Genomic DNA, 20,210 nt, shown 5'->3' on the forward strand with positions numbered 1-20,210 from the left:
CGTATACGATCACAATTCCAGAATTATATTTGGCGACTGAATAAAACTGCGTTTTTTCCTCTGTTTAGTCGCCTGATGTGCAAACATATTCACTTTATATGCACATATAGTGAATATCGTCACGTTGTAACTTGTTGATATTCCGTCCTGGACCTCCGTTTATGCACTTTTTTCGCTGGCTGGCACGAACCCTGCAATCTACATTTACACCGCAAACACTATATTTATTAACATATAAATAACCTTTTATTTACCGTTGAGGTCGCTATGTCTCTGTCAATTACGCGTGAAAATTTTGATGAATGGATGATGCCCGTATACGCTCCGGCCCCTTTTATTCCGGTACGGGGTGAAGGTTCACGTCTGTGGGATCAACAGGGTAAAGAGTATATCGATTTCGCGGGAGGCATTGCAGTTAATGCGCTGGGCCACGCACATCCAGCATTGCGTGAGGCATTAAACGACCAGGCGAGCAAATTCTGGCATACGGGAAATGGTTACACCAACGAGCCGGTATTGCGTCTGGCGAAAAAGCTGATTGACGCCACCTTTGCCGAGCGCATTTTCTTCTGTAACTCAGGGGCAGAAGCCAACGAAGCGGCGTTAAAACTGGCACGTAAATATGCTCACGATCGTTTTGGTAGCCAGAAGAGCGGCATTGTGGCGTTTAAAAATGCTTTTCACGGCCGCACGCTATTTACCGTCAGTGCTGGTGGTCAGCCTGCTTATTCACAGGATTTCGCGCCGCTGCCACCGGATATCCGCCATGCCGTGTATAACGATCTCGATTCTGCCAGCCAACTGATTGATGACAGCACCTGTGCGGTCATCGTCGAGCCTGTGCAGGGCGAAGGCGGCGTGGTGCCGGCAACAAACGCGTTTCTGCAGGGGCTGCGTGAATTATGCGATCGCCATAATGCGCTGCTGATTTTTGATGAAGTTCAGACCGGGGTTGGCCGTACTGGCGAGCTGTATGCCTATATGCATTACGGCGTTACGCCGGACCTGCTGACTACCGCAAAGGCGCTGGGCGGCGGTTTCCCTATTGGCGCACTGCTGGCGACAGAGGATTGCGCCAGTGTGATGACGGTAGGTACGCACGGTACAACGTACGGCGGAAACCCACTGGCCACTGCGGTGGCGGGTAAACTGCTGGAAATTGTTAACACGCCGGAAGTGTTGAACGGAGTCAAACAGCGACATGACTGGTTTGTGGAGCGTATTAGCGCCATTAACGAGCGTTTTGAACTGTTTAGTGAAATTCGTGGACTTGGACTGCTGATCGGCTGCGTGCTGAATGCGGAATATGCAGGTAAAGCGAAACTTATCTCACAAGAAGCGGCTGTCGCCGGGGTGATGGTACTGATTGCTGGTGCGAATGTGGTGCGTTTTGCGCCAGCGTTAAACGTCAGCCAGGAAGAAGTTGCTACCGGCCTGGATCGCTTTGCGCTGGCCTGCGAACGCATTAAAGCAGGAGGTACATCATGATGGTGATTCGTCCCATTGAACGTGCTGATATCACCGCGTTGATGCAGCTTGCCGGTAAGACGGGCGGTGGGCTGACCTCGTTACCGGCCAATGAAGCCACGCTGATGGCGCGTATTGAGCGCTCGCTACAAACCTGGCGCGGTGAGTTGCCGAAAAGTGAGCAAGGCTATGTTTTTGTACTTGAAGACAGCGCCAGTGGAACCGTGGCAGGGATTTGCGCCATCGAAGTGGCGGTGGGGCTTAACGATCCCTGGTACAACTACCGGGTTGGGACGCTGGTGCATGCCTCGAAAGAGCTGAACGTATATAACGCGCTGCCGACGCTGTTTCTGAGTAACGATCACACGGGTAGCAGCGAGCTTTGCTCTCTGTTTCTCGATCCCGACTGGCGTAAAGAGGGCAACGGCTATTTGTTGTCGAAGTCGCGCTTTATGTTTATGGCGGCATTTCGTGACCGGTTTAATGAAAAGGTGGTGGCCGAGATGCGCGGCGTAATCGATGAGCACGGTTACTCCCCCTTCTGGGAAAGCCTCGGCAAACGTTTTTTCTCCATGGAATTCAGCCGGGCGGATTTTCTCTGCGGCACCGGACAAAAAGCCTTTATTGCTGAACTGATGCCCAAGCATCCTATTTATACCCATTTCCTGTCTGATGAAGCGCAAAGCGTGATTGGTCAGGTACATCCGCAAACCGCTCCGGCGCGGGCGGTGCTGGAGAAAGAAGGATTTCGCTACCGCAACTATGTCGACATTTTCGATGGCGGTCCGACGCTGGAATGCGATATCGATCGCGTGCGGGCTATTCGTAAAAGCAGGCTGGTGGAGGTGGCTGAAGGTCAGCCTGCAACCGGCGATTACCCGGCCTGTCTGGTCGCCAATGAAAACTATCAAAACTTCCGTGTCATGTTGGTTCGCGCCGACCCGGACACCCAACGTCTGGTGCTGACGGCAGCACAACTGGATGCCCTGAAATGCCACGCGGGCGACCATGTACGTTTTGTGCGTCTTTGTGCAGAGGAGAAAACAGCATGACATTATGGATAAACGGCGACTGGGTAACAGGGCTCGGCGAGCGTCGGGTGAAAACCAATCCTGTCAGTGGAGATGTGCTGTGGCAGGGTAATGATGCCGATGCAACTCAGGTGGCGCAGGCGTGCCACGCAGCGCGTACGGCTTTTCCTAGCTGGGCAAGGCAGACTTTTGCCGCGCGTCAGGCGATTGTGGAGAAATTTGCTGCTCTGCTGGAAAGCAATAAAGCCGGGCTAACACAGATTATCGCACAGGAAACCGGAAAACCTCGTTGGGAAGCCGCCACGGAACTGACGGCGATGATCAATAAAATTGCTATCTCCGTGAAAGCTTACCATGCCCGCACCGGAGAGCAGCATAGCGAATTACCGGATGGCGCGGCAACGTTGCGCCATCGCCCACACGGCGTGCTGGCAGTTTTTGGTCCATATAACTTCCCAGGTCATTTACCTAATGGACATATTGTTCCGGCACTGCTGGCAGGCAATACATTGATTTTCAAACCCAGCGAGCTGACGCCGTGGACCGGTGAAGCCGTGGCAAAGCTGTGGGCGCAAGCGGGATTACCGCCGGGCGTGCTGAACCTTGTACAGGGCGGGCGTGAAACGGGGCAGGCGCTGAGCGCGCTGGAAGACCTCGATGGTCTGCTGTTTACCGGCAGCGCCAATACTGGTTATCACCTGCATCGACAGTTATCTGGTCAGCCGGAAAAAATCCTCGCCCTCGAAATGGGAGGGAACAACCCGTTGATTATTGAGAACCCGGAAGATATTGATGCTGCTGTGCATCTGACCATTCAATCTGCGTTTGTTACCGCCGGACAGCGTTGTACCTGCGCTCGTCGCCTGTTAGTTAAAAAAGGCGCGCAGGGTGATGCGTTCCTCGCACGTCTGGTGGAAGTCAGCCAGCGTTTAATGCCCGGTAACTGGGACGCAGAACCGCAGCCATTTATTGGCGGGCTGATTTCCGAACAGGCCGCGCAGCACGTTTATGATGCCTGGCAGCGTCTGGAGTCGTTGGGTGGACGTACGCTGTTAGCCCCACGTCTGGTGAAAGGCGGAACATCACTGCTGGCTCCCGGTATCATTGAACTGACCGGAGCGGCGAACGTACCGGATGAAGAGGTTTTTGGCCCTCTGCTTGGCGTCTGGCGCTATGACAGCTTTGATGACGCGATTCGCATGGCGAACAACACCCGTTTTGGACTGTCTTGTGGGTTAGTTTCACCCGATCGCAGCCAGTTTGATCAACTGCTGCTGGAGGCGCGGGCAGGGATCGTCAACTGGAACAAACCGTTAACTGGCGCGGCGAGTACAGCGCCGTTTGGTGGTGTAGGTGCTTCCGGAAACCATCGTGCCAGCGCGTGGTATGCCGCAGATTATTGCGCCTGGCCGATGGCAAGTCTGGAATCACCAGCCTTAACGCTGCCAACAGCGTTAAGCCCTGGCCTGGATTTTTCTCGTGAGGATAAGCGATGAAAGCCCGTGAGATAAATTTTGATGGTTTGGTGGGGCTTACTCACCACTATGCTGGATTGTCATTTGGTAATGAGGCCTCAACCAAACACCGTTTTCAGGTGTCGAACCCACGTCTGGCGGCGAAACAGGGTCTGCTAAAGATGAAAGCGCTGGCGGATGCGGGATTTCCCCAGGCGGTGATCCCGCCCCATGAGCGGCCTTATATTCCGGTGCTACGGCAGTTGGGATTTAGCGGCAGCGACGAACAGGTGCTGGGGAAAGTGGCGCGTCAGGCACCGCACTGGCTTTCCAGTGCCAGCTCCGCATCGCCGATGTGGGTGGCGAATGCGGCAACGGTCTGCCCTTCAGCAGATGCGCTGGACGGGAAACTGCATCTGACGGTGGCGAATCTGAATAACAAGTTCCACCGTTCGCTGGAAGCGCCAACCACTGAAGCGTTGTTAAGGGCTATCTTTCGTGATGAGCATCGCTTTGCGGTCCATGGTGCATTACCCCAGGTGGCGCTTTTCGGTGATGAAGGTGCGGCCAACCATAACCGCCTTGGCGGGGAGTACGGCGGCCCCGGCGTACAGCTATTCATTTATGGTCGTGAAGAAGGGAATGCGTCCCAGCCGACGCGCTATCCGGCGAGACAATCTCGTGAGGCCAGTGAGGCAGTCGCGCGACTGAATCAGGTCAACCCGCATCAGTGTATTTTTGCCCAGCAAAATCCGGATGTCATCGATCTTGGCGTGTTTCATAACGATGTGATTGCGGTGTCGAATCGCCAGGTGCTGTTTTGTCATCAGCAGGCGTTTGTCAGACAGCAGGCATTGTTGACGCAGTTGCACAGCCAGGTGGCAGGTTTTACGCCGCTGGAAGTCCCGGCTGCTGAAGTGTCGGTGCAGGATGCGGTGACGACCTATTTGTTTAACAGCCAGTTATTGAGTCGTGATGATGGCTCGATGATGCTGGTTCTGCCACAAGAGTGTCGGGAGCATGCGGGCGTGTGGCGGTATCTGAACCGTCTGCTTGAGGAAGACAATCCGATCGATGAGCTGCGGGTATTTGATCTGCGTGAAAGCATGTCCAACGGCGGCGGTCCGGCGTGTTTGCGCCTGAGAGTGGTGCTTACCCCTCAGGAGCAGCAGGCCGTGAATCCGGCGGTTTTCATGAACGATACGCTGTTTAACACGCTGAATAACTGGGTTGATCGATACTATCGCGATCGTCTTACCGCCGCCGACCTTGCTGACTCGCAACTGCTGCGCGAGGGACGTGAAGCTCTGGATACATTGACACAATTGCTTAGTCTCGGCTCGGTTTATCCTTTCCAACTGGAGAGGTCGAACCATGAATGATTTTCTGACCCAAACGCTTGCAGGGATAACCCCCGAGCAAACCAAGGGCACCGCTCGCGGTTTTTCATGGCAGTGGCTCGGCTACGGGATTCTGGAGCTGACGCCGGACGCACCGGTCGAACATTCTCTGGTGCTGTCAGCGGGGATCCACGGCAATGAAACGGCCCCGGTAGAGATCCTGGATTCATTGCTGTCCAGTCTGTTTCGCGGTGAGTTGACGCTGACATGGCGGCTGCTGGTGATTCTGGGCAACCCACTGGCGCTGGCGGCGGGAAAACGGTATTGCCATAGCGACCTGAACCGAATGTTTGGCGGCCGTTGGCAGGTTCTCGCCGCGAGTGATGAAACGCAACGTGCCCATGAGCTTGAGCTGTGTCTGGAAGATTTTTATACGCGCGCGCAAGAGTCAGTACGCTGGCATCTGGATCTGCATACCGCGATTCGCGGCTCACAGCATCTGCGTTTTGGCGTGCTGCCACAACGAAATATTGCCTGGGACGAAGATTTTCTGGGGTGGTTGGGAGATGCAGGACTTGAGGCGCTGGTGTTCCATCAGACGCCTGGCGGTACGTTCACCCATTTTAGCGCTGAACATTTTGGCGCGCTGGCCTGTACACTGGAACTGGGTAAAGCGCTGCCGTTTGGGCAAAACGATCTGTCCCAGTTTGCGCAGACGGCGGATGCGCTGGCGAGGCTGCTGCAAGGCGAGCGAATGCCTGCAGGAAAAACATCTCCGCTGCGTTACCGCGTGGTATCGCAAATCACGCGACGTAGCGACGATTTCATTCTTCATATGGATAACCAGACGCTCAACTTTACCCCTTTTAAAGAGGGAACTTTGCTGGCGCAGGACGGTGATGAACGTTTTATTGTCACCCATGATGTTGAATACGTTCTCTTTCCGAATCCCAGTGTGGCCTGTGGTTTACGTGCCGGGTTGATGCTCCAAAAAATGTGATAAATATATATGCCCTGATGGTTTATTCCTAAGGGCTTATTTTTGCGTGCTGTTTTTATTTATTACGGATTATTCCTGGTGAATTGCTTTCTTAATAATCAGGGTTCAGGTATAGTTCTTCATAATCCTTTCAAAATCATCCTGTTGTGATTTTTTATTGCAACTCTGCGCAATTTATTCTTTTTTTCTTCATAATTGATGAAAATTTGTTTTTTATACTTTCACTGTTTTACCGTTACTCTGATTAATTGACGCTTAAGCCGGTAAAGTTAATCTCGTCAACACGACATCACATTGCATAAGAGTCGCATGAGTGTCGTAAAAATAACTGAAAGAAAGGATAGAAATTATGCGTAAACTGACTGCTCTGTTTGTTGCCTCTACTCTGGCCCTGGGCGCTGCCAACCTGGCCCACGCCGCTGACACGACAACAGCTGCGCCAGCTGATGCCAAACCGATGATGCACCACAACGGTAAATTCGCCCCGCATCACGACATGATGTTCAAAGACCTGAACCTGACCGATGCGCAGAAACAGCAGATTCGCGAGATCATGAAAGGTCAGCGTGACCAGATGAAACGTCCGCCGCTGGAGGAGCGTCGCGCGATGCACGACATTATTGCCAGCGATAGCTTCGATAAAGCGAAGGCCGAAGCGCAGATTGCGAAGATGGAAGAACAGCGCAAAGCCAACATGCTGGCGCATATGGAAACCCAGAACAAGATTTACAACATTTTAACCCCGGAACAGAAAAAGCAGTTTAATGCCAATTTTGAGAAGCGTCTGACAGAACGTGCGGCGCAGAAGGGTAAAATGCCACAAGCTGCCGAGTAATCGTTCAGCGTTTACACTAAATCATTCATGCTGTGTGTCCTGATTGCCGCACAGTGTGAAACCAAACTCAAGACCGCCGCTCTTGTCCACAATACGTTTATCGTGGTGGGCAGGATCGGCGGTTTTTTCTTTACCGCCTCTTGCACCGCGCTTGTGACACGTTATTCTCCTGAAGCCCGCGAAAATTCCACCGGGACGACGCGTCAGTCTTTTTTGCAAAACACCGGGTTCATCGCTAAGGCAAATCAACTCTGCTGCCGATAACAATAATCTGCAGGGTTAACATAACAATGATGATTTATGGCTGCCAGTTTACGGTGGGGTGCCGTACTGCGCCTTTCTGGAGGGATGATGGAATACTTCGATATCCGCAAAATGCCGGTCAATCTGTGGCGAAATGGTGCGGGAGAAACCCGTGAGATTTGCTGTTTTCCGCCAGCAACACGAGATTTTCACTGGCGGGCGAGTATCGCCTCCATTGCAGCCAACGGAGAGTTTTCTCTTTTTCCCGGCGTAGAACGCGTGATTACCCTGCTGGAGGGCGGTGAAGTGACCCTGGAAGAGTCGAACACCTTCACACATACCCTGAAACAGCATCAGCCTTTTACCTTTGCCGGTGACAAGGTGGTAAAAGCGAAGCTGACAGAAGGAAAGATGTCGATGGATTTCAATATCATGACCCGACGGGATGTCTGCCAGGCGAAAGTCAGAGTTGCCGACCGCACGTTTACGACCTTTGGTTCGCGCGGTGGCGTGGTATTTGTTATCAGCGGTGCCTGGCAATTGGGTGATAAGCTACTGACCGCCGATCAGGGGGCAAGCTGGCACGACGGTAAACACACCGTACGACTGCTGGAGCGCGAGGGAAAACTGCTGTTCAGCGAAATTAACTGGATGCCGGGCCATTCTCCGGACTCAGTTCAATAATGTCATATTGACCAGACAGAACAGGCCTGCAGAGAATTTTGTAGCCATCATGGTCAAAACCGGCCGGCATACGTGCCAGTGTTACCGCCTCATCAAGTGTTGAAACGGCTCCCAGCCACAGCCAGTTATTGATGATGTGGTACTGGGTCATTTCCGCACGGGTTTCCTGCAGCGCAATGGCGTTGTTCCACGGCCAGCAGATTACGCGCACTCTTTCCAGTGCTTCCAGCAGGCGCAAATGATGCGCTTCAGGGCTTTCTTTCCCGCAGCAGGCTCCGGCGCAGCGCTTAAGCGCGGAGCGAAAACAGGCGCGCCCGCGACTCAGGGGTTCCAGCGCCAACAGGCCATAGCATAGCTGTTGTTCATCGGCGAGGCTCTGCAGCGTCTGTAGTGCGGCTCGGCGATTAGCAAACAGGCCAAACAGATTGGTGGCATGGGAGAAGTCAATATCCCGTGCGTAGACAACCTGAACAGTCCGCTCGGTAAGCTGCAAGGCGCAAAGCTGACGATTACGCCGCAGCCTTTTGTTAAACAGTGGCTGCTGCTCTTTGATCAACCGCGCCTCCAGCAGAAGAGCGCCAAGTTCTCCAGCGGTGCAAATCCAGCTAATGCGCCTGGCCTGACGCAGCATACTTGCTTCATCAGCAGTACGCAGGTGCGCCAGCACACGGCTGCGAATATTGATGCTTTTGCCAATATAAAGCGGCATGGTGTCGCTATCACTGTGAAACAGATACACGCCGGGCGTAGTGGGAAGCGCACTCAAAAATGGGCGCAGATGCTCAGGATATTCATAGATTGCCGCTGCCTCAAAGGTCAGACGAGGGGCTGATTGACGCCGTACCACAGTTCACTCCGGATGCTGGTTATTCATCCAGTATAGCAGCCTGGCGGCGATTAAAAAAGCGGCATGAAGTAGCAGGCTAAGGGCAGTGAGCGGCAATCCTGAGGCACTCTGCCCTTATGAAAGAAAAGAATCAGGCTTTTTTCCAGAAATCATCAAACACGGTGATCGGCGTGCGACGTTTGTGCTCGGTTTTCACATACCAGGCTTCGATTTTCTTCGCGATGCTGGCATCCAGCGTTTTTCCCTCCAGATAATCGTCAATGTTGTCGTAAGTGACGCCTAATGCGGCTTCATCCGGCAGAGAAGGTCGATCATCCTCAAGGTCAGCGGTTGGCGCTTTCTTATATAAGTGCTCCGGGCAACCCAGCGCGGCAAGCAGCTGTTTACCCTGACGCTTGTTCAGACGGAAGAGTGGGTTAATGTCTGTACCGCCATCGCCGTATTTGGTGAAAAATCCGGTGATGGCTTCTGCTGCATGATCTGTCCCCACGACAACGCCGCTGGTCATGCCGGCGATACTGTATTGTGCCTTCATACGTTCACGGGCTTTTTCATTGCCGCGCACAAAATCGCTCAGTTCAATACCAGCTTCACGCAGGGCATGTTCACTGGCCAGCACCGCACCCTTAATGTTGACGGTGAGTACGCGGTCCGGTTGAATAAAAGCGATGGCGTCCTGGCAGTCCTGTTCATCAGCCTGAATGCCATACGGTAGGCGTACAGCAATAAACTGCAGTGCGTCATTGCCCGTTTCGTTGCGAAGCTCGGAGATCGCCATCTGGCATAGTTTGCCCGCGAGCGTTGAGTCCTGCCCGCCGCTAATCCCTAATACCAGCGATTTCAGAAAGGGGTAGGTCTGCAGGTAAGATTTCAGAAAATCCACGCTACGGCGAATTTCTTCTTCTGCATTAATGTGCGGTTTAGCGCCAAGCGCCTGGATTATCTCTTGCTGCAGAGTCATTTAACCCCCTGTGAAAAATAAAATGATCAAAAAAATGATGTGTTAAAGCTATCGCGTTGTGGCCCAAACGACAAGGGATGCGAGCCTGATATCGCAGCATTTTGTTTTAATAGAATTTTCCGAAACCGCCTAAGTATCATCTGATTGCTTGAAAAATGCGTTGTTGTGCTCCAGGCTTATATAACACGCTGAAATAAAAGAGGACGGAATATGAACAAGAATCTAACAGGAATTCTGAGCGCAGCGGCTGTTTTGACTATGCTGGCAGGGTGTACGGCCTACGATCGCACGAAAGACCAATTTGTTCAGCCCGTGGTGAAAGATGTGAAGAAAGGAATGAGCCGGGCGCAAGTGGCGCAGATTGCCGGTAAACCTTCTTCTGAAGTCAGTATGATCCATGCGCGTGGGACGTGTCAGACCTACATCCTGGGTCAACGAGATGGTAAAGCTGAAACCTATTTTGTTGCTTTAGATGATACCGGGCACGTGATTAACTCTGGTTATCAAACCTGCGCAGAGTACGATACCGACCCGCAGGCGGCGAAGAAGTAACAACTGTTTATTGCCTGAGCACTCAGAAGAACCGGCCATCGAGCCGGTTTTTTTGTGCCCCACGATCTTATTTATTGCCGCGAATTATTTGCCCGAAATGTGAGGGGGGTCATAACCACAGGTCAAGGAGAGACAATTTAGGTGGTCAAGGAAATACCATCCACCGGTGCAATCCCGTATACTCATTTCAGCCACCTAAAAAAGTAATTTAGCTGACGCAAGTTACCCAGAGCATGGATGCAGGTTATGGCTTGCGGAGTGTCTGGTTGACAGATAATCGCATATGAGGATCGTTTTAATGGAAAAGAAACACATTTATCTGTTTTGTTCTGCGGGCATGTCGACTTCATTGTTGGTTTCGAAGATGCGTGCTCAGGCCGAAAAATATGAAGTGCCGGTTATTATTGAAGCGTTTCCTGAAACGCTGGCCGGAGAAAAAGGACAAGCGGCTGATGTCGTGTTATTAGGTCCACAAATTGCTTATATGTTGCCCGAAATTCAGCGCTTGTTACCAAACAAGCCTGTGGAAGTGATTGACTCGCTGCTGTATGGCAAAGTCGATGGTTTAGGCGTGCTTAAGGCTGCTGTGGCAGCAATTAAAAAAGCCGCAGCAAATTAATTATTTTAATTTTCCCGTCAAAGAGTTATTTCATTAACATTCACCGCAATTATTAATTGCGGTATTTAAGGGTATTTTTCTATGAGTAACGCTATTGCTTCACTTGAAAAGGTACTCCTTCCTTTTGCTGTAAAAATTGGAAAGCAGCCACACGTTAATGCAATCAAAAACGGTTTTATTCGTTTGATGCCGTTGACCCTCGCAGGGGCCATGTTTGTATTAATCAATAACGTTTTCCTGAGCTTTGGGGAGGGGTCGTTTTTTTATTCAATGGGCATTCGACTTGATGCTTCAACTATTGAAACGCTTAATAGTTTGAAAGGCATTGGTGGAAACGTCTATAACGGTACGCTGGGTATCATGTCATTGATGGCGCCGTTCTTTATCGGCATGGCGCTGGCGGAAGAACGCAAAGTCGATGCGCTGGCTGCCGGTCTGTTATCCGTCGCCGCGTTTATGACCGTAACGCCATATAGCGTAGGTGAAGCCTATGCCGTTGGCGCAAACTGGCTCGGCGGTGCCAATATTATTTCCGGTATTATTATCGGCCTCGTGGTCGCGGAAATGTTTACCTTTGTGGTCCGTCGCAATTGGGTGATCAAATTACCTGATAGCGTACCGGCTTCTGTTTCGCGCTCCTTCTCTGCGCTGATCCCAGGTTTCATTATTCTCTCCATTATGGGGATTATCGCCTGGGCATTGAACACCTGGGGTACAAACTTCCACCAGATCATCATGGACTCCATCTCAACGCCGCTGGCATCGCTGGGCAGTGTGGTGGGTTGGGCGTATGTGATTTTTGTTCCCTTGCTGTGGTTCTTCGGTATTCACGGCTCGCTGGCGCTGACCGCGCTGGACAGCGGCATCATGACGCCATGGGCGCTGGAAAATATCTCTATCTACCAACAGTTTGGTTCCGTAGACGCCGCGCTGGAAGCCGGTAAGACGTTCCACGTCTGGGCGAAGCCGATGCTCGACTCCTATATTTTCCTTGGGGGTAGCGGGGCTACGCTGGGTCTGATCATCGCTATCTTCCTGGCATCGCGTCGTCCGGATTATCGTCAGGTGGCTAAACTGGCGCTGCCATCAGGCCTGTTCCAGATTAACGAACCCATTCTGTTCGGTCTGCCGATCATCATGAACCCGGTCATGTTTATCCCGTTCATTCTGGTGCAGCCGATTCTGGCGGCGATTACGCTGGCAGCTTACTACTCAGGTATTATTCCACCGATTACCAATATTGCGCCGTGGACAATGCCAACCGGTTTGGGGGCGTTCTTTAACACCAACGGTAGTGTCGCTGCTCTGCTGGTCGCGCTGTTCAACCTCGGCATCGCCACGCTGGTTTACCTGCCGTTCGTGGTGGTAGCTAATAAAGCACAGAATGTTATTGATCAAGAAGAAAGCGAAGAAGATATCGCTAACGCATTGAAATTCTAAATTTAATCCGGCATGGCTTCACGGTCATGCCGGACTGAACCAGAGGAAAAAAGTATGTTGGATATCGAGAACATCGTCGACACGCAGTCAGAAGCAGAAGAACTAGAAGAAGTGGTGATGGGCCTCATCATCAACTCCGGTCAGGCGCGTAGCCTGGCGTACGGCGCGCTCAAAATGGCCAAGCAAGGCGATTTCGAGTCAGCAAAGGCCATGATGGACCAGTCTCGCCTGGCGCTGAACGAAGCGCACCTCGTGCAAACGAAACTGATTGAAGGCGATCAGGGCGAAGGTAAAATGAAAGTCAGCCTGGTGCTGGTCCACGCGCAGGACCACCTAATGACATCTATGCTGGCGCGTGAGCTGGTAACTGAACTGATTGAGCTTCATGAAAAGCTGAAATAACGAGGAGTGCATAATGCAGCTACAGATTAACGCACCGGAAATCAAAACCGTCTTTGAGCAACAACTGTTTAACGGCAAAAATTTCCATGTGTTCATCTATAACAAAACTGAGAGTATCAGTGGGCTGCATCAGCATGACTACTATGAATTTACCCTGGTTTTAACCGGGCGCTATTATCAGGAAATCAACGGCAAACGCGTATTGCTTGAGCGTGGGGATTTTGTTTTTATCCCGTTGGGATCGCACCATCAGAGTTTCTATGATTTTGGCGCGACAAGGATCCTTAACGTCGGTATCAGCAAACGTTTTTTTGAACAGCATTACCACCCGCTGCTGCCATTTTGTTTTGTTGCATCGCAGGTCTATCGGGCGAATAATTCGTTTCTTACCTACATTGAAACGGTTATTGCATCACTGAACTTTCGTGAGAGCGGACTGGATGAATTTGTCGAAGTGGTCACCTTCTACATTATTAATCGGTTACGCCATCATCGTGAAGAGCAGGTGTTAGATGATATTCCGCAGTGGCTTAAAACCACCGTCGAGACCATGCACGACAAACGACAGTTTAGCGAGAATGCGCTGGAAAATATGGTACACCTGTCCGCGAAATCCCAGGAGTATCTGACCCGTGCAACCCAGCGTTATTACAGCAAAACGCCAATGCAGATTATTAATGAAATCCGCATTAATTTTGCTAAAAAGCAGCTTGAAATGACGAACTATTCAGTAACGGATATTGCCTACGAGGCAGGTTACAGTAGTCCAAGTCTGTTTATTAAAACGTTTAAAAAGCTGACGTCATTTACACCTAATAGCTATCGTAAGAAATTAACTGAATTTAATCAGTAAATATTATTTACCAATAAACCATTTTTTATAGCTTGCCCAAAATAGCGTCGGGACAGCCACGCTATACCTGACAAACGGGTTGAGCATAATACACGTCAGTGTGTTGACACTGAAGGGAGAAAATATGAGCCAGAAATTAAAAGTCGTCACGATTGGTGGCGGGAGCAGCTACACCCCTGAATTACTTGAAGGCTTTATTAAGCGCTATCATGAATTACCGGTTTCTGAATTGTGGCTGGTTGATGTCGACGGTGGAAAAGAGAAGCTGGACATTATTTTTGACCTTTGTCAGCGTATGATCGACAAAGCGGGCATCCCAATGAAGTTGTTTAAAACACTGGATCGCCGGGAAGCGCTGAAAGATGCTGATTTCGTTACCACCCAGTTGCGGGTTGGGCAACTGCAAGCCCGTGAAAAGGATGAACGCATTCCCCTGAGCCACGGGTATCTGGGGCAGGAAACCAACGGCGCTGGTGGGCTGTTCAAGGGGTTGCGAACCATTCCGGTTATCTTTGATATTGTGAAAGATGTGGAAGAATTGTGCCCGAATGCGTGGGTGATCAACTTCACTAACCCAGCAGGGATGGTAACTGAGGCGGTTTATCGTCATACGAATTTCAAGAAATTCATCGGGGTATGTAATATTCCGATCGGCATGAAAATGTTCATCAGCGACGTGCTGGCGCTGAAAGAGAGCGATGACTTATCCATCGATCTGTTCGGTCTGAATCATATGGTCTTTATTAAGGATGTTCTGGTCAACGGTGTGTCACGCTTTGATGAACTGCTGGACGGCGTTGCGTCGGGTCAGTTGAAAGCCTCTGGCGTGAAGAATATTTTCGACCTGCCGTTCAGTGAAGGGTTGATTCGCTCGCTGAAACTGCTGCCGTGCTCGTATTTGTTGTACTACTTCAAGCCAAAAGAAATGCTGGCGATTGAAATGGGCGAATACTATAAGGGCGGCGCGCGCGCTCAGGTGGTACAACAAGTTGAGAAGCAACTGTTTGAGCTCTACAAAAACCCTGATCTGAACGTGAAGCCAAAAGAGCTGGAGCAGCGCGGCGGGGCCTATTACTCCGATGCGGCCTGTGAAGTGATCAATGCCATCTACAACGACAAACAGACCGAGCACTATGTCAACGTTCCTCATCATGGGCATGTTGATAATATTCCTGCCGACTGGGCGGTGGAGATGACCTGTACGCTGGGACGCAACGGTGCTACGCCACATCCACGTATTACCCATTTTGATGAGAAAGTACTCGGCCTTATCTATACCATTAAAGGCTTTGAAGTTGCGGCGAGCAATGCGGCGCTGAGCGGTGAGCTGAATGATGTGCTGCTTGCGTTGAATCTTAGCCCGCTGGTTCACTCTGACAGCGATGCCGAAATTCTGGCGCGTGAGCTGATTCTGGCGCATGAAAAATGGCTGCCAAACTTCGCCGGGTGCATCGAGAAACTCAAAAGCGAACAACACTAACTGGGGTCGGTTATGGAACGCGTACTGATTGTTAATGCGGATGATTTTGGCCTGAGTAAAGGACAAAACTATGGCATTGTTGAAGCCTGTCGTAATGGTGTTGTCACCTCGACAACGGCGCTGGTTAACGGCGCGGCAATTGACCATGCGGTACAGCTGAGTCGCGACATACCTGAACTTGCCGTCGGAATGCACTTTGTTCTGACGCTGGGTAGGCCGTTGACGGCAATGCCAGGCCTTACTCGTGAAGGGGTACTCGGGAAATGGATCTGGCAGATGGCAGAGGAAGACACTCTGCCACTGGATGAAATTTCACAGGAACTGGCCGCGCAGTATCAGCGTTTTATTGACCTGTTCGGACGGGAGCCAACGCATCTGGATAGCCATCACCATGTGCATATGTTCCCGCAGATTTTCCCTATAGTGGCCGGGTTTGCTGCCCAAAAGGGGATTGCGTTACGGATTGATCGTCAGACGGTATTTCAGGCGTCTGACTTTCCGCAAACGTTACGGACTTCCCAGGGATTCAGCAGCGAGTTTTATGGCGAAGCGATTTCCGAAGCGTTGTTCTTGCAGATGCTTGATGCGTCAGCAGACCGGGGAGAGTCTTCGCTGGAAGTGATGTGTCATCCGGCCTTTATCGATGAGATTATTCGTCAAAGTGCCTACTGTTACCCCCGCTTAACTGAGCTCGACGTGCTGACGTCTTCGTCACTGAAATATGCTATTGCGGAGCGCGGTTATCGTCTTGGCAGTTTTCTGAACGTGTAATTCCTGAGTTTGCGGCGCTTAATGCGCCGCATTTTTTAGGCAGGGATTGTGTCAACTTTTCCCGCGCGTGACCAGACGCGGTGCGCGGTCATCAGTGTCAGCAGAGCATCCATAAACTGTACGTCTGCACAGTCCGCTTCCACCACGCCTTCTTCTCCTTCATTTTTGATATTCAACGTTGCTTTAAACTGACGAGCATCACCAGCCAGGGCGATAGGTTTTAAGTGTTTATACGCTTCGAGTAAGTAATATCGGGCATCTCCGTTCATTGCGATATCCGCAATATTCCCACATGGAACAATGACCGCATCGACCGTCAGTGATGGCGAACCCGCAAAGGTACCGGCGATAGTCAGGACGGAGCCATCGTCGGCTACCACATTACCCATTCGGGAATAGAGCAGTTTGGCGTGAACACCTTTGGCCTGTAGGGCTTGCATGATGGCGAGCAGGTCGCCCGACTTTACCTGGTCATTAAGTAAAATGGCGACTACGCGGCCCTTAATCTCACCTTTCGCCCCCGCATATAAACTGAGTGACGGCGCATTTTCCAAACCGTTGACGTTGGGCGGCGGCACAATTTGGGTCTGTTCCTCAGTGAGTTCAAAACCGAGATTCCCGGCAACCGCCACAGCGAGAGCAGTGTCAATATGGGCTAACTGTTCGACCACTCTTTCTCTGATATAGGGGCGCGTAACTTTACTGAGTTCGAAACTGAATCCGCCGATAATATGCTGCTGCTCAATTGGCGTCTGACTTAGCCAGAACAGGCGAGGCTGCGCATAGTATTCGCCAAAAGAGGGGCTGCGTTCGCGGATTTTGTTTCCTTCAATCCGTTCCTGATACGACTCAAATCCACCACGTTTTGGCCCCGGCGGTGTTTCACGCGGCCAGTTATCATTGATGGAATTCGGTTCATAGTTGGCTGGATTGGTATCGATGTCCATGCGATGCATGCCATCACGCTGGAAATTATGGTACGGACAGGTTGGGCGATTAATTGGGATTTCATGGAAATTGGGACCACCCAGGCGGCTGATCTGGGTATCGGTATAGGAGAACAAGCGGCCTTGCAATAGGGGGTCATTGGTAAAATCGATGCCAGGGACGATGTGCCCGGGATGAAAAGCCACTTGCTCATTTTCGGTAAAAAAATTGTCCGGATTGCGGTTTAGCACCATTTTACCGACGAGTTGGACCGGAACCAGCTCTTCCGGGATCAGCTTGGTCGGGTCTAGCAGGTCAAAATCGAACTTGAATTCGTCCTCTTCGGGAATGAGTTGTAGCCCCAGTTCATATTCCGGGTAATCGCCCGCTTCAATCGCTTCCCAAAGTTCGCGGCGATGAAAGTCGGGATCCCGACCGGTAAGTTTTTGTGCTTCATCCCATACCAGCGAGGCCTTGCCTGCCAGCGGTTTCCAGTGGAAACGGACAAAGGTGGCTTTCCCTTGATCATTAATCAACCGAAACGTATGAATGCCAAAACCTTCCATCGTGCGATAGCTACGTGGGATACCCCGGTCAGACATCGCCCATATAACGTTGTGCAACGTTTCAGGCTGTAATGAGACATAATCCCAGAAGGTGTCATGGGCGCTTTGGCCTTGCGGGATAGCCCAATGCGGCTCCGGTTTTACCGCATGGACAAAGTCCGGAAATTTATGGGCATCCTGAATAAAGAAAATGGGCGTATTGTTTCCCACCAGATCAAAAATACCCTCTTCAGTATAAAATTTGGTCGCAAATCCCCGTATATCTCTGACCGTATCCGCCGAGCCTGCGCCGCCCTGAACCGTAGAGAAGCGCACAAAAACCGGTGTAATTTTATTCTCGTCGCTGAGGAAGTCTGCTTTCGTCGTCGCGCTCAAGCTGGCATAAGGCTGAAAGTAACCATGCGCGGCAGAACCGCGGGCATGTACGATCCGCTCCGGGATGCGTTCATGATCAAAATGGGTGATTTTTTCCCGCAGGATAAAGTCCTCAAGCAGGGTTGGCCCTCGGTTTCCGGCGCGCAGAGAGTTTTGATCGTCCGCAATACGCACCCCCTGATTGGTGGTCAGAGCAAAATCTTCGCTTCCTTTACGAAAACTTTCCAGCGCATTGAGTTTGTCACTTCTGATGTCTGGCGCTTTTAAACTGCCGGACGTGGTTGGCTGCGCGCCCGGTGGAGTGGGTTCTGGTGTTGACCGGTGTGAACCGTCAGCTGGCGCCAGTGAGTCAAGTCCTGGCTGGGATTCGCTGGCATCATGAACCGGCGCTGAGTGATGGAGTGGGTGCTTATCATTCTGTGACATTAAACTCGTCTCCTGTTTTCATTGCTGAAAGGGTCGTTGCTGCTGTCAAAAGCTTTAACTATAGACCACTCACTCAATGGCGCAGGTGCGGGCCGATGGCGTAAAGCGCGATGAAACAGACAAACCGCGCACGCAAGGCAGGACGCAAGGGGGCGAAATCGGCTAAGATAGCAGTTTTCTGATTTTTAGAATTTGTCTTTAGTGAAGCAATTGATTATGAAACCTCTTCGCCAACAAAATCGTCCAGTTATCAGCTATGTTCCGCGCGTGGAGCCCGCGCCGCCAGAGCATGCGGTTAAAATGGATGCGTTTCGTGACGTATGGATACTGCGCGGAAAATATGTCGCTTTTGTCTTAATGGGGGAGGCATTTCAACGTTCGCCTGCATTTACGGTCCCGGAATCAGCGCAACGTTGGGCTAATCAAATTCGCCAGGAAAATGAACTAAGCGAGTAATGGATATAAAAAAAACCGCCGGAGCATGACACTCCGGCGGTTTTTTGTTTTCAGCTATCAGGCTTAGCGATGCGCCAGTTCAGCGTTATCGTCGCTGTCCAGAATCGTTTTATCGGTTTGCTTCAGCCATTGGCTGGTCAGCGTACCGGCAGTCATGGAACCGCTTACGTTCAGGGCGGTACGACCCATATCGATCAGTGGCTCAACAGAGATCAGCAGGGCAACCAGCGTGACCGGCAGACCCATTGCAGGCAGGACGATCAGCGCAGCAAACGTTGCACCGCCTCCTACACCCGCAACCCCTGCAGAACTGACCGTCACAATACCTACCAGTGTGGCAATCCACATTGGGTCCAGTGGGTTGATCCCGACGGTCGGTGCGACCATTACTGCCAGCATAGCCGGGTACAGACCCGCACAACCGTTCTGACCAATCGTGGCACCAAAAGAGGCGGCAAAGCTGGCGATAGATTCAGGCACGCCCAGACGACGGGTTTGCGCTTCAACGTTCAGCGGAATTGAGGCTGCGCTGGAACGGCTGGTGAAGGCGAATGTCAGCACCGGCCACACCTTGCGAAAGTATTTCAGCGGACTAACGCCGTTAATACCCAGCAGGATCCCGTGAACCACGAACATAATTCCCAGACCGAGATAAGAGGCCACGACGAAGCTACCCAGCTTAATGATGTCCTGCAGGTTGGAACCGGCCACCACTTTGGTCATCAGCGCCAGAACACCGTACGGCGTCAACTGCATCACCAGACGAACCAGCTTCATCACCCAGCTTTGCAGGGTATCGATAGCGATCAGGACGCGCTCGCCTTTTGGCGCATCATCTTTCAACAGCTTCAGCGCGGCAACACCGAGGAATGCTGCGAAGATGACCACGCTGATAATCGACGTCGGGTTAGCACCGGTCAGATCGGCAAACGGGTTTTTCGGGATAAACGACAGCACCAGCTGCGGAACGCTGAGATCAGCCACTTTGCCAACATAATTGGTTTCAATAGCGTTCAGACGTGCAGTTTCGGCACCACCTTGTACCAGTCCTTCGGCGGTCAGGCCGAACAGGTTGGTCACCAGAACCCCGACCAGTGCGGCAATCAGCGTAGTAAACAGCAGCGTGCCGATGGTGAGGAAGCTGATTTTACCTAACTGAGAGGCGTTGTGCAGACGTGCAACGGCGCTGAGAATGGACGCAAATACCAGCGGCATAACAATCATTTGCAGCAACTGGACATAACCGTTGCCTACAATGTTGAACCACTGTACGGAATCTTTAAGAACCTGGCTGTCGGAGCCATAAATGGTATGCAGGGCGAGGCCAAACACCACACCCATGACCAGACCGACCAGTACTTTTTTGGCCAGACTCCACTGTTTGTGCCGGGCTTGCGCCAGCACGAACAGCAACACTATGAACACGATAATGTTCGCGATTAAAGGAAAGTTCATCCCCGTTCTCCTGATCTTATTATGCG

19 protein-coding genes are annotated in these 20,210 nt (G+C 51.5%); 15 read left to right on the plus strand and 4 right to left on the minus strand.

Features of this window, described 5'->3' with window-relative positions; genetic code table 11:
- Positions 1-267 precede the first annotated feature (267 nt).
- From On2M_RS13960 to ves, 7 genes are all read left to right on the plus strand, one after another.
- On the plus strand, positions 268-1,488 hold the full coding sequence (locus On2M_RS13960) for an aspartate aminotransferase family protein (RefSeq protein ID WP_210904990.1): 1,221 nt from the start codon (positions 268-270) through the stop codon (positions 1,486-1,488).
- Positions 1,485-2,519 (plus strand): arginine N-succinyltransferase, encoded by a 1,035-nt coding sequence (gene astA, locus On2M_RS13965; protein ID WP_079224490.1) that lies wholly within the window; start codon positions 1,485-1,487, stop codon positions 2,517-2,519. The genes On2M_RS13960 and astA overlap by 4 nt, the downstream gene beginning before the upstream one ends.
- A complete protein-coding gene (gene astD / locus On2M_RS13970) occupies positions 2,516-3,994 on the plus strand; it encodes a succinylglutamate-semialdehyde dehydrogenase (RefSeq protein ID WP_210904991.1) in 1,479 nt (492 codons plus the stop codon). The genes astA and astD overlap by 4 nt, the downstream gene beginning before the upstream one ends.
- Entirely contained in the window at positions 3,991-5,334 is a 1,344-nt protein-coding gene (gene astB, locus On2M_RS13975) for an N-succinylarginine dihydrolase (RefSeq protein WP_210904992.1), read from the plus strand. The genes astD and astB overlap by 4 nt, the downstream gene beginning before the upstream one ends.
- Complete coding sequence (astE, locus tag On2M_RS13980) at positions 5,327-6,292, plus strand: succinylglutamate desuccinylase (protein WP_151219003.1); 966 nt, start codon at positions 5,327-5,329, stop codon at positions 6,290-6,292. The genes astB and astE overlap by 8 nt, the downstream gene beginning before the upstream one ends.
- A 349-nt stretch (positions 6,293-6,641) precedes the next feature.
- Positions 6,642-7,127 carry an ATP-independent periplasmic protein-refolding chaperone Spy gene (gene spy / locus On2M_RS13985; RefSeq protein WP_003030629.1) on the plus strand — a complete coding sequence of 162 codons (486 nt, stop codon included), beginning with the start codon at positions 6,642-6,644 and terminating at the stop codon, positions 7,125-7,127.
- Between the two features lie 351 nt (positions 7,128-7,478).
- Positions 7,479-8,054 (plus strand): environmental stress-induced protein Ves, encoded by a 576-nt coding sequence (gene ves / locus On2M_RS13990; RefSeq protein WP_151219105.1) that lies wholly within the window; start codon positions 7,479-7,481, stop codon positions 8,052-8,054.
- On the opposite strand, the gene cho is transcribed toward ves, so the two are convergent.
- Both cho and nadE read right to left on the minus strand, forming a co-directional pair.
- Positions 8,014-8,901 carry an excinuclease Cho gene (gene cho / locus On2M_RS13995; RefSeq protein WP_210904993.1) on the minus strand — a complete coding sequence of 296 codons (888 nt, stop codon included), beginning with the start codon at positions 8,899-8,901 and terminating at the stop codon, positions 8,014-8,016. The two genes, ves and cho, sit on opposite strands and share 41 nt — an antisense overlap.
- A 130-nt stretch (positions 8,902-9,031) precedes the next feature.
- Positions 9,032-9,862, minus strand: coding sequence for an ammonia-dependent NAD(+) synthetase (gene nadE, locus On2M_RS14000; protein WP_210904994.1), 831 nt, complete (start codon positions 9,860-9,862; stop codon positions 9,032-9,034).
- Positions 9,863-10,072: 210 nt separating this feature from the next.
- Between nadE and osmE the strand changes: the two genes are divergently transcribed.
- From osmE to chbG, 7 genes are all read left to right on the plus strand, one after another.
- A complete protein-coding gene (gene osmE / locus On2M_RS14005; RefSeq protein WP_003030621.1) occupies positions 10,073-10,414 on the plus strand; it encodes an osmotically-inducible lipoprotein OsmE in 342 nt (113 codons plus the stop codon).
- A 298-nt stretch (positions 10,415-10,712) separates the two neighbouring features.
- On the plus strand, positions 10,713-11,033 hold the full coding sequence (chbB, locus tag On2M_RS14010) for a PTS N,N'-diacetylchitobiose transporter subunit IIB (RefSeq protein ID WP_187252550.1): 321 nt from the start codon (positions 10,713-10,715) through the stop codon (positions 11,031-11,033).
- A gap of 81 nt (positions 11,034-11,114) precedes the next feature.
- Positions 11,115-12,473 carry a PTS N,N'-diacetylchitobiose transporter subunit IIC gene (gene chbC, locus On2M_RS14015; protein ID WP_187252549.1) on the plus strand — a complete coding sequence of 453 codons (1,359 nt, stop codon included), beginning with the start codon at positions 11,115-11,117 and terminating at the stop codon, positions 12,471-12,473.
- A gap of 54 nt (positions 12,474-12,527) precedes the next feature.
- On the plus strand, positions 12,528-12,875 hold the full coding sequence (gene chbA, locus On2M_RS14020) for a PTS N,N'-diacetylchitobiose transporter subunit IIA (RefSeq protein WP_003030618.1): 348 nt from the start codon (positions 12,528-12,530) through the stop codon (positions 12,873-12,875).
- A gap of 10 nt (positions 12,876-12,885) precedes the next feature.
- The gene (gene chbR / locus On2M_RS14025; protein ID WP_151219008.1) at positions 12,886-13,728 is read left to right on the plus strand and encodes a transcriptional regulator ChbR; all 843 of its coding nucleotides are present in this window, start codon (positions 12,886-12,888) and stop codon (positions 13,726-13,728) included.
- Between the two features lie 124 nt (positions 13,729-13,852).
- Positions 13,853-15,208, plus strand: a complete 1,356-nt coding sequence (locus On2M_RS14030; protein ID WP_151219009.1) for a 6-phospho-beta-glucosidase — start codon at positions 13,853-13,855, stop codon at positions 15,206-15,208.
- A gap of 12 nt (positions 15,209-15,220) precedes the next feature.
- Complete coding sequence (gene chbG, locus On2M_RS14035) at positions 15,221-15,979, plus strand: chitin disaccharide deacetylase (RefSeq protein ID WP_151219010.1); 759 nt, start codon at positions 15,221-15,223, stop codon at positions 15,977-15,979.
- Positions 15,980-16,014: 35 nt separating this feature from the next.
- On the opposite strand, the gene katE is transcribed toward chbG, so the two are convergent.
- Positions 16,015-18,273 carry a catalase HPII gene (katE, locus tag On2M_RS14040; protein ID WP_187252548.1) on the minus strand — a complete coding sequence of 753 codons (2,259 nt, stop codon included), beginning with the start codon at positions 18,271-18,273 and terminating at the stop codon, positions 16,015-16,017.
- Positions 18,274-18,465: 192 nt separating this feature from the next.
- Here katE and cedA point away from each other — a divergent pair, with 192 nt between their 5' ends.
- The gene (gene cedA, locus On2M_RS14045) at positions 18,466-18,729 is read left to right on the plus strand and encodes a cell division activator CedA (protein WP_151225369.1); all 264 of its coding nucleotides are present in this window, start codon (positions 18,466-18,468) and stop codon (positions 18,727-18,729) included.
- A gap of 63 nt (positions 18,730-18,792) precedes the next feature.
- Here the strand turns inward: cedA and tcyP are convergent, their stop codons facing one another.
- The gene (gene tcyP / locus On2M_RS14050) at positions 18,793-20,184 is read right to left on the minus strand and encodes a cystine/sulfocysteine:cation symporter (RefSeq protein ID WP_151219012.1); all 1,392 of its coding nucleotides are present in this window, start codon (positions 20,182-20,184) and stop codon (positions 18,793-18,795) included.
- Positions 20,185-20,210 lie beyond the last annotated feature (26 nt).

Origin of the sequence: Citrobacter sp. On2M (genome assembly GCF_018035235.1) — a bacterium.
GTDB classification, from domain to species: Bacteria; Pseudomonadota; Gammaproteobacteria; order Enterobacterales; family Enterobacteriaceae; genus Citrobacter; species Citrobacter meridianamericanus.

What these genes read in the sequence shown, in the direction of transcription:
- On2M_RS13960 (WP_210904990.1), top strand. Translation starts at nt 268, where the DNA reads ATGTCTCTGTCAATTACGCGTGAAAATTTTGATGAATGGATGATGCCC.
- astA (WP_079224490.1), top strand. Translation starts at nt 1,485, where the DNA reads ATGATGGTGATTCGTCCCATTGAACGTGCTGATATCACCGCGTTGATG.
- astD (WP_210904991.1), top strand. Translation starts at nt 2,516, where the DNA reads ATGACATTATGGATAAACGGCGACTGGGTAACAGGGCTCGGCGAGCGT.
- astB (WP_210904992.1), top strand. Translation starts at nt 3,991, where the DNA reads ATGAAAGCCCGTGAGATAAATTTTGATGGTTTGGTGGGGCTTACTCAC.
- astE (WP_151219003.1), top strand. Translation starts at nt 5,327, where the DNA reads ATGAATGATTTTCTGACCCAAACGCTTGCAGGGATAACCCCCGAGCAA.
- spy (WP_003030629.1), top strand. Translation starts at nt 6,642, where the DNA reads ATGCGTAAACTGACTGCTCTGTTTGTTGCCTCTACTCTGGCCCTGGGC.
- ves (WP_151219105.1), top strand. Translation starts at nt 7,479, where the DNA reads ATGGAATACTTCGATATCCGCAAAATGCCGGTCAATCTGTGGCGAAAT.
- nadE (WP_210904994.1), bottom strand. Translation starts at nt 9,862, where the DNA reads ATGACTCTGCAGCAAGAGATAATCCAGGCGCTTGGCGCTAAACCGCAC.
- osmE (WP_003030621.1), top strand. Translation starts at nt 10,073, where the DNA reads ATGAACAAGAATCTAACAGGAATTCTGAGCGCAGCGGCTGTTTTGACT.
- chbB (WP_187252550.1), top strand. Translation starts at nt 10,713, where the DNA reads ATGGAAAAGAAACACATTTATCTGTTTTGTTCTGCGGGCATGTCGACT.
- chbC (WP_187252549.1), top strand. Translation starts at nt 11,115, where the DNA reads ATGAGTAACGCTATTGCTTCACTTGAAAAGGTACTCCTTCCTTTTGCT.
- chbA (WP_003030618.1), top strand. Translation starts at nt 12,528, where the DNA reads ATGTTGGATATCGAGAACATCGTCGACACGCAGTCAGAAGCAGAAGAA.
- On2M_RS14030 (WP_151219009.1), top strand. Translation starts at nt 13,853, where the DNA reads ATGAGCCAGAAATTAAAAGTCGTCACGATTGGTGGCGGGAGCAGCTAC.
- chbG (WP_151219010.1), top strand. Translation starts at nt 15,221, where the DNA reads ATGGAACGCGTACTGATTGTTAATGCGGATGATTTTGGCCTGAGTAAA.
- katE (WP_187252548.1), bottom strand. Translation starts at nt 18,273, where the DNA reads ATGTCACAGAATGATAAGCACCCACTCCATCACTCAGCGCCGGTTCAT.
- tcyP (WP_151219012.1), bottom strand. Translation starts at nt 20,184, where the DNA reads ATGAACTTTCCTTTAATCGCGAACATTATCGTGTTCATAGTGTTGCTG.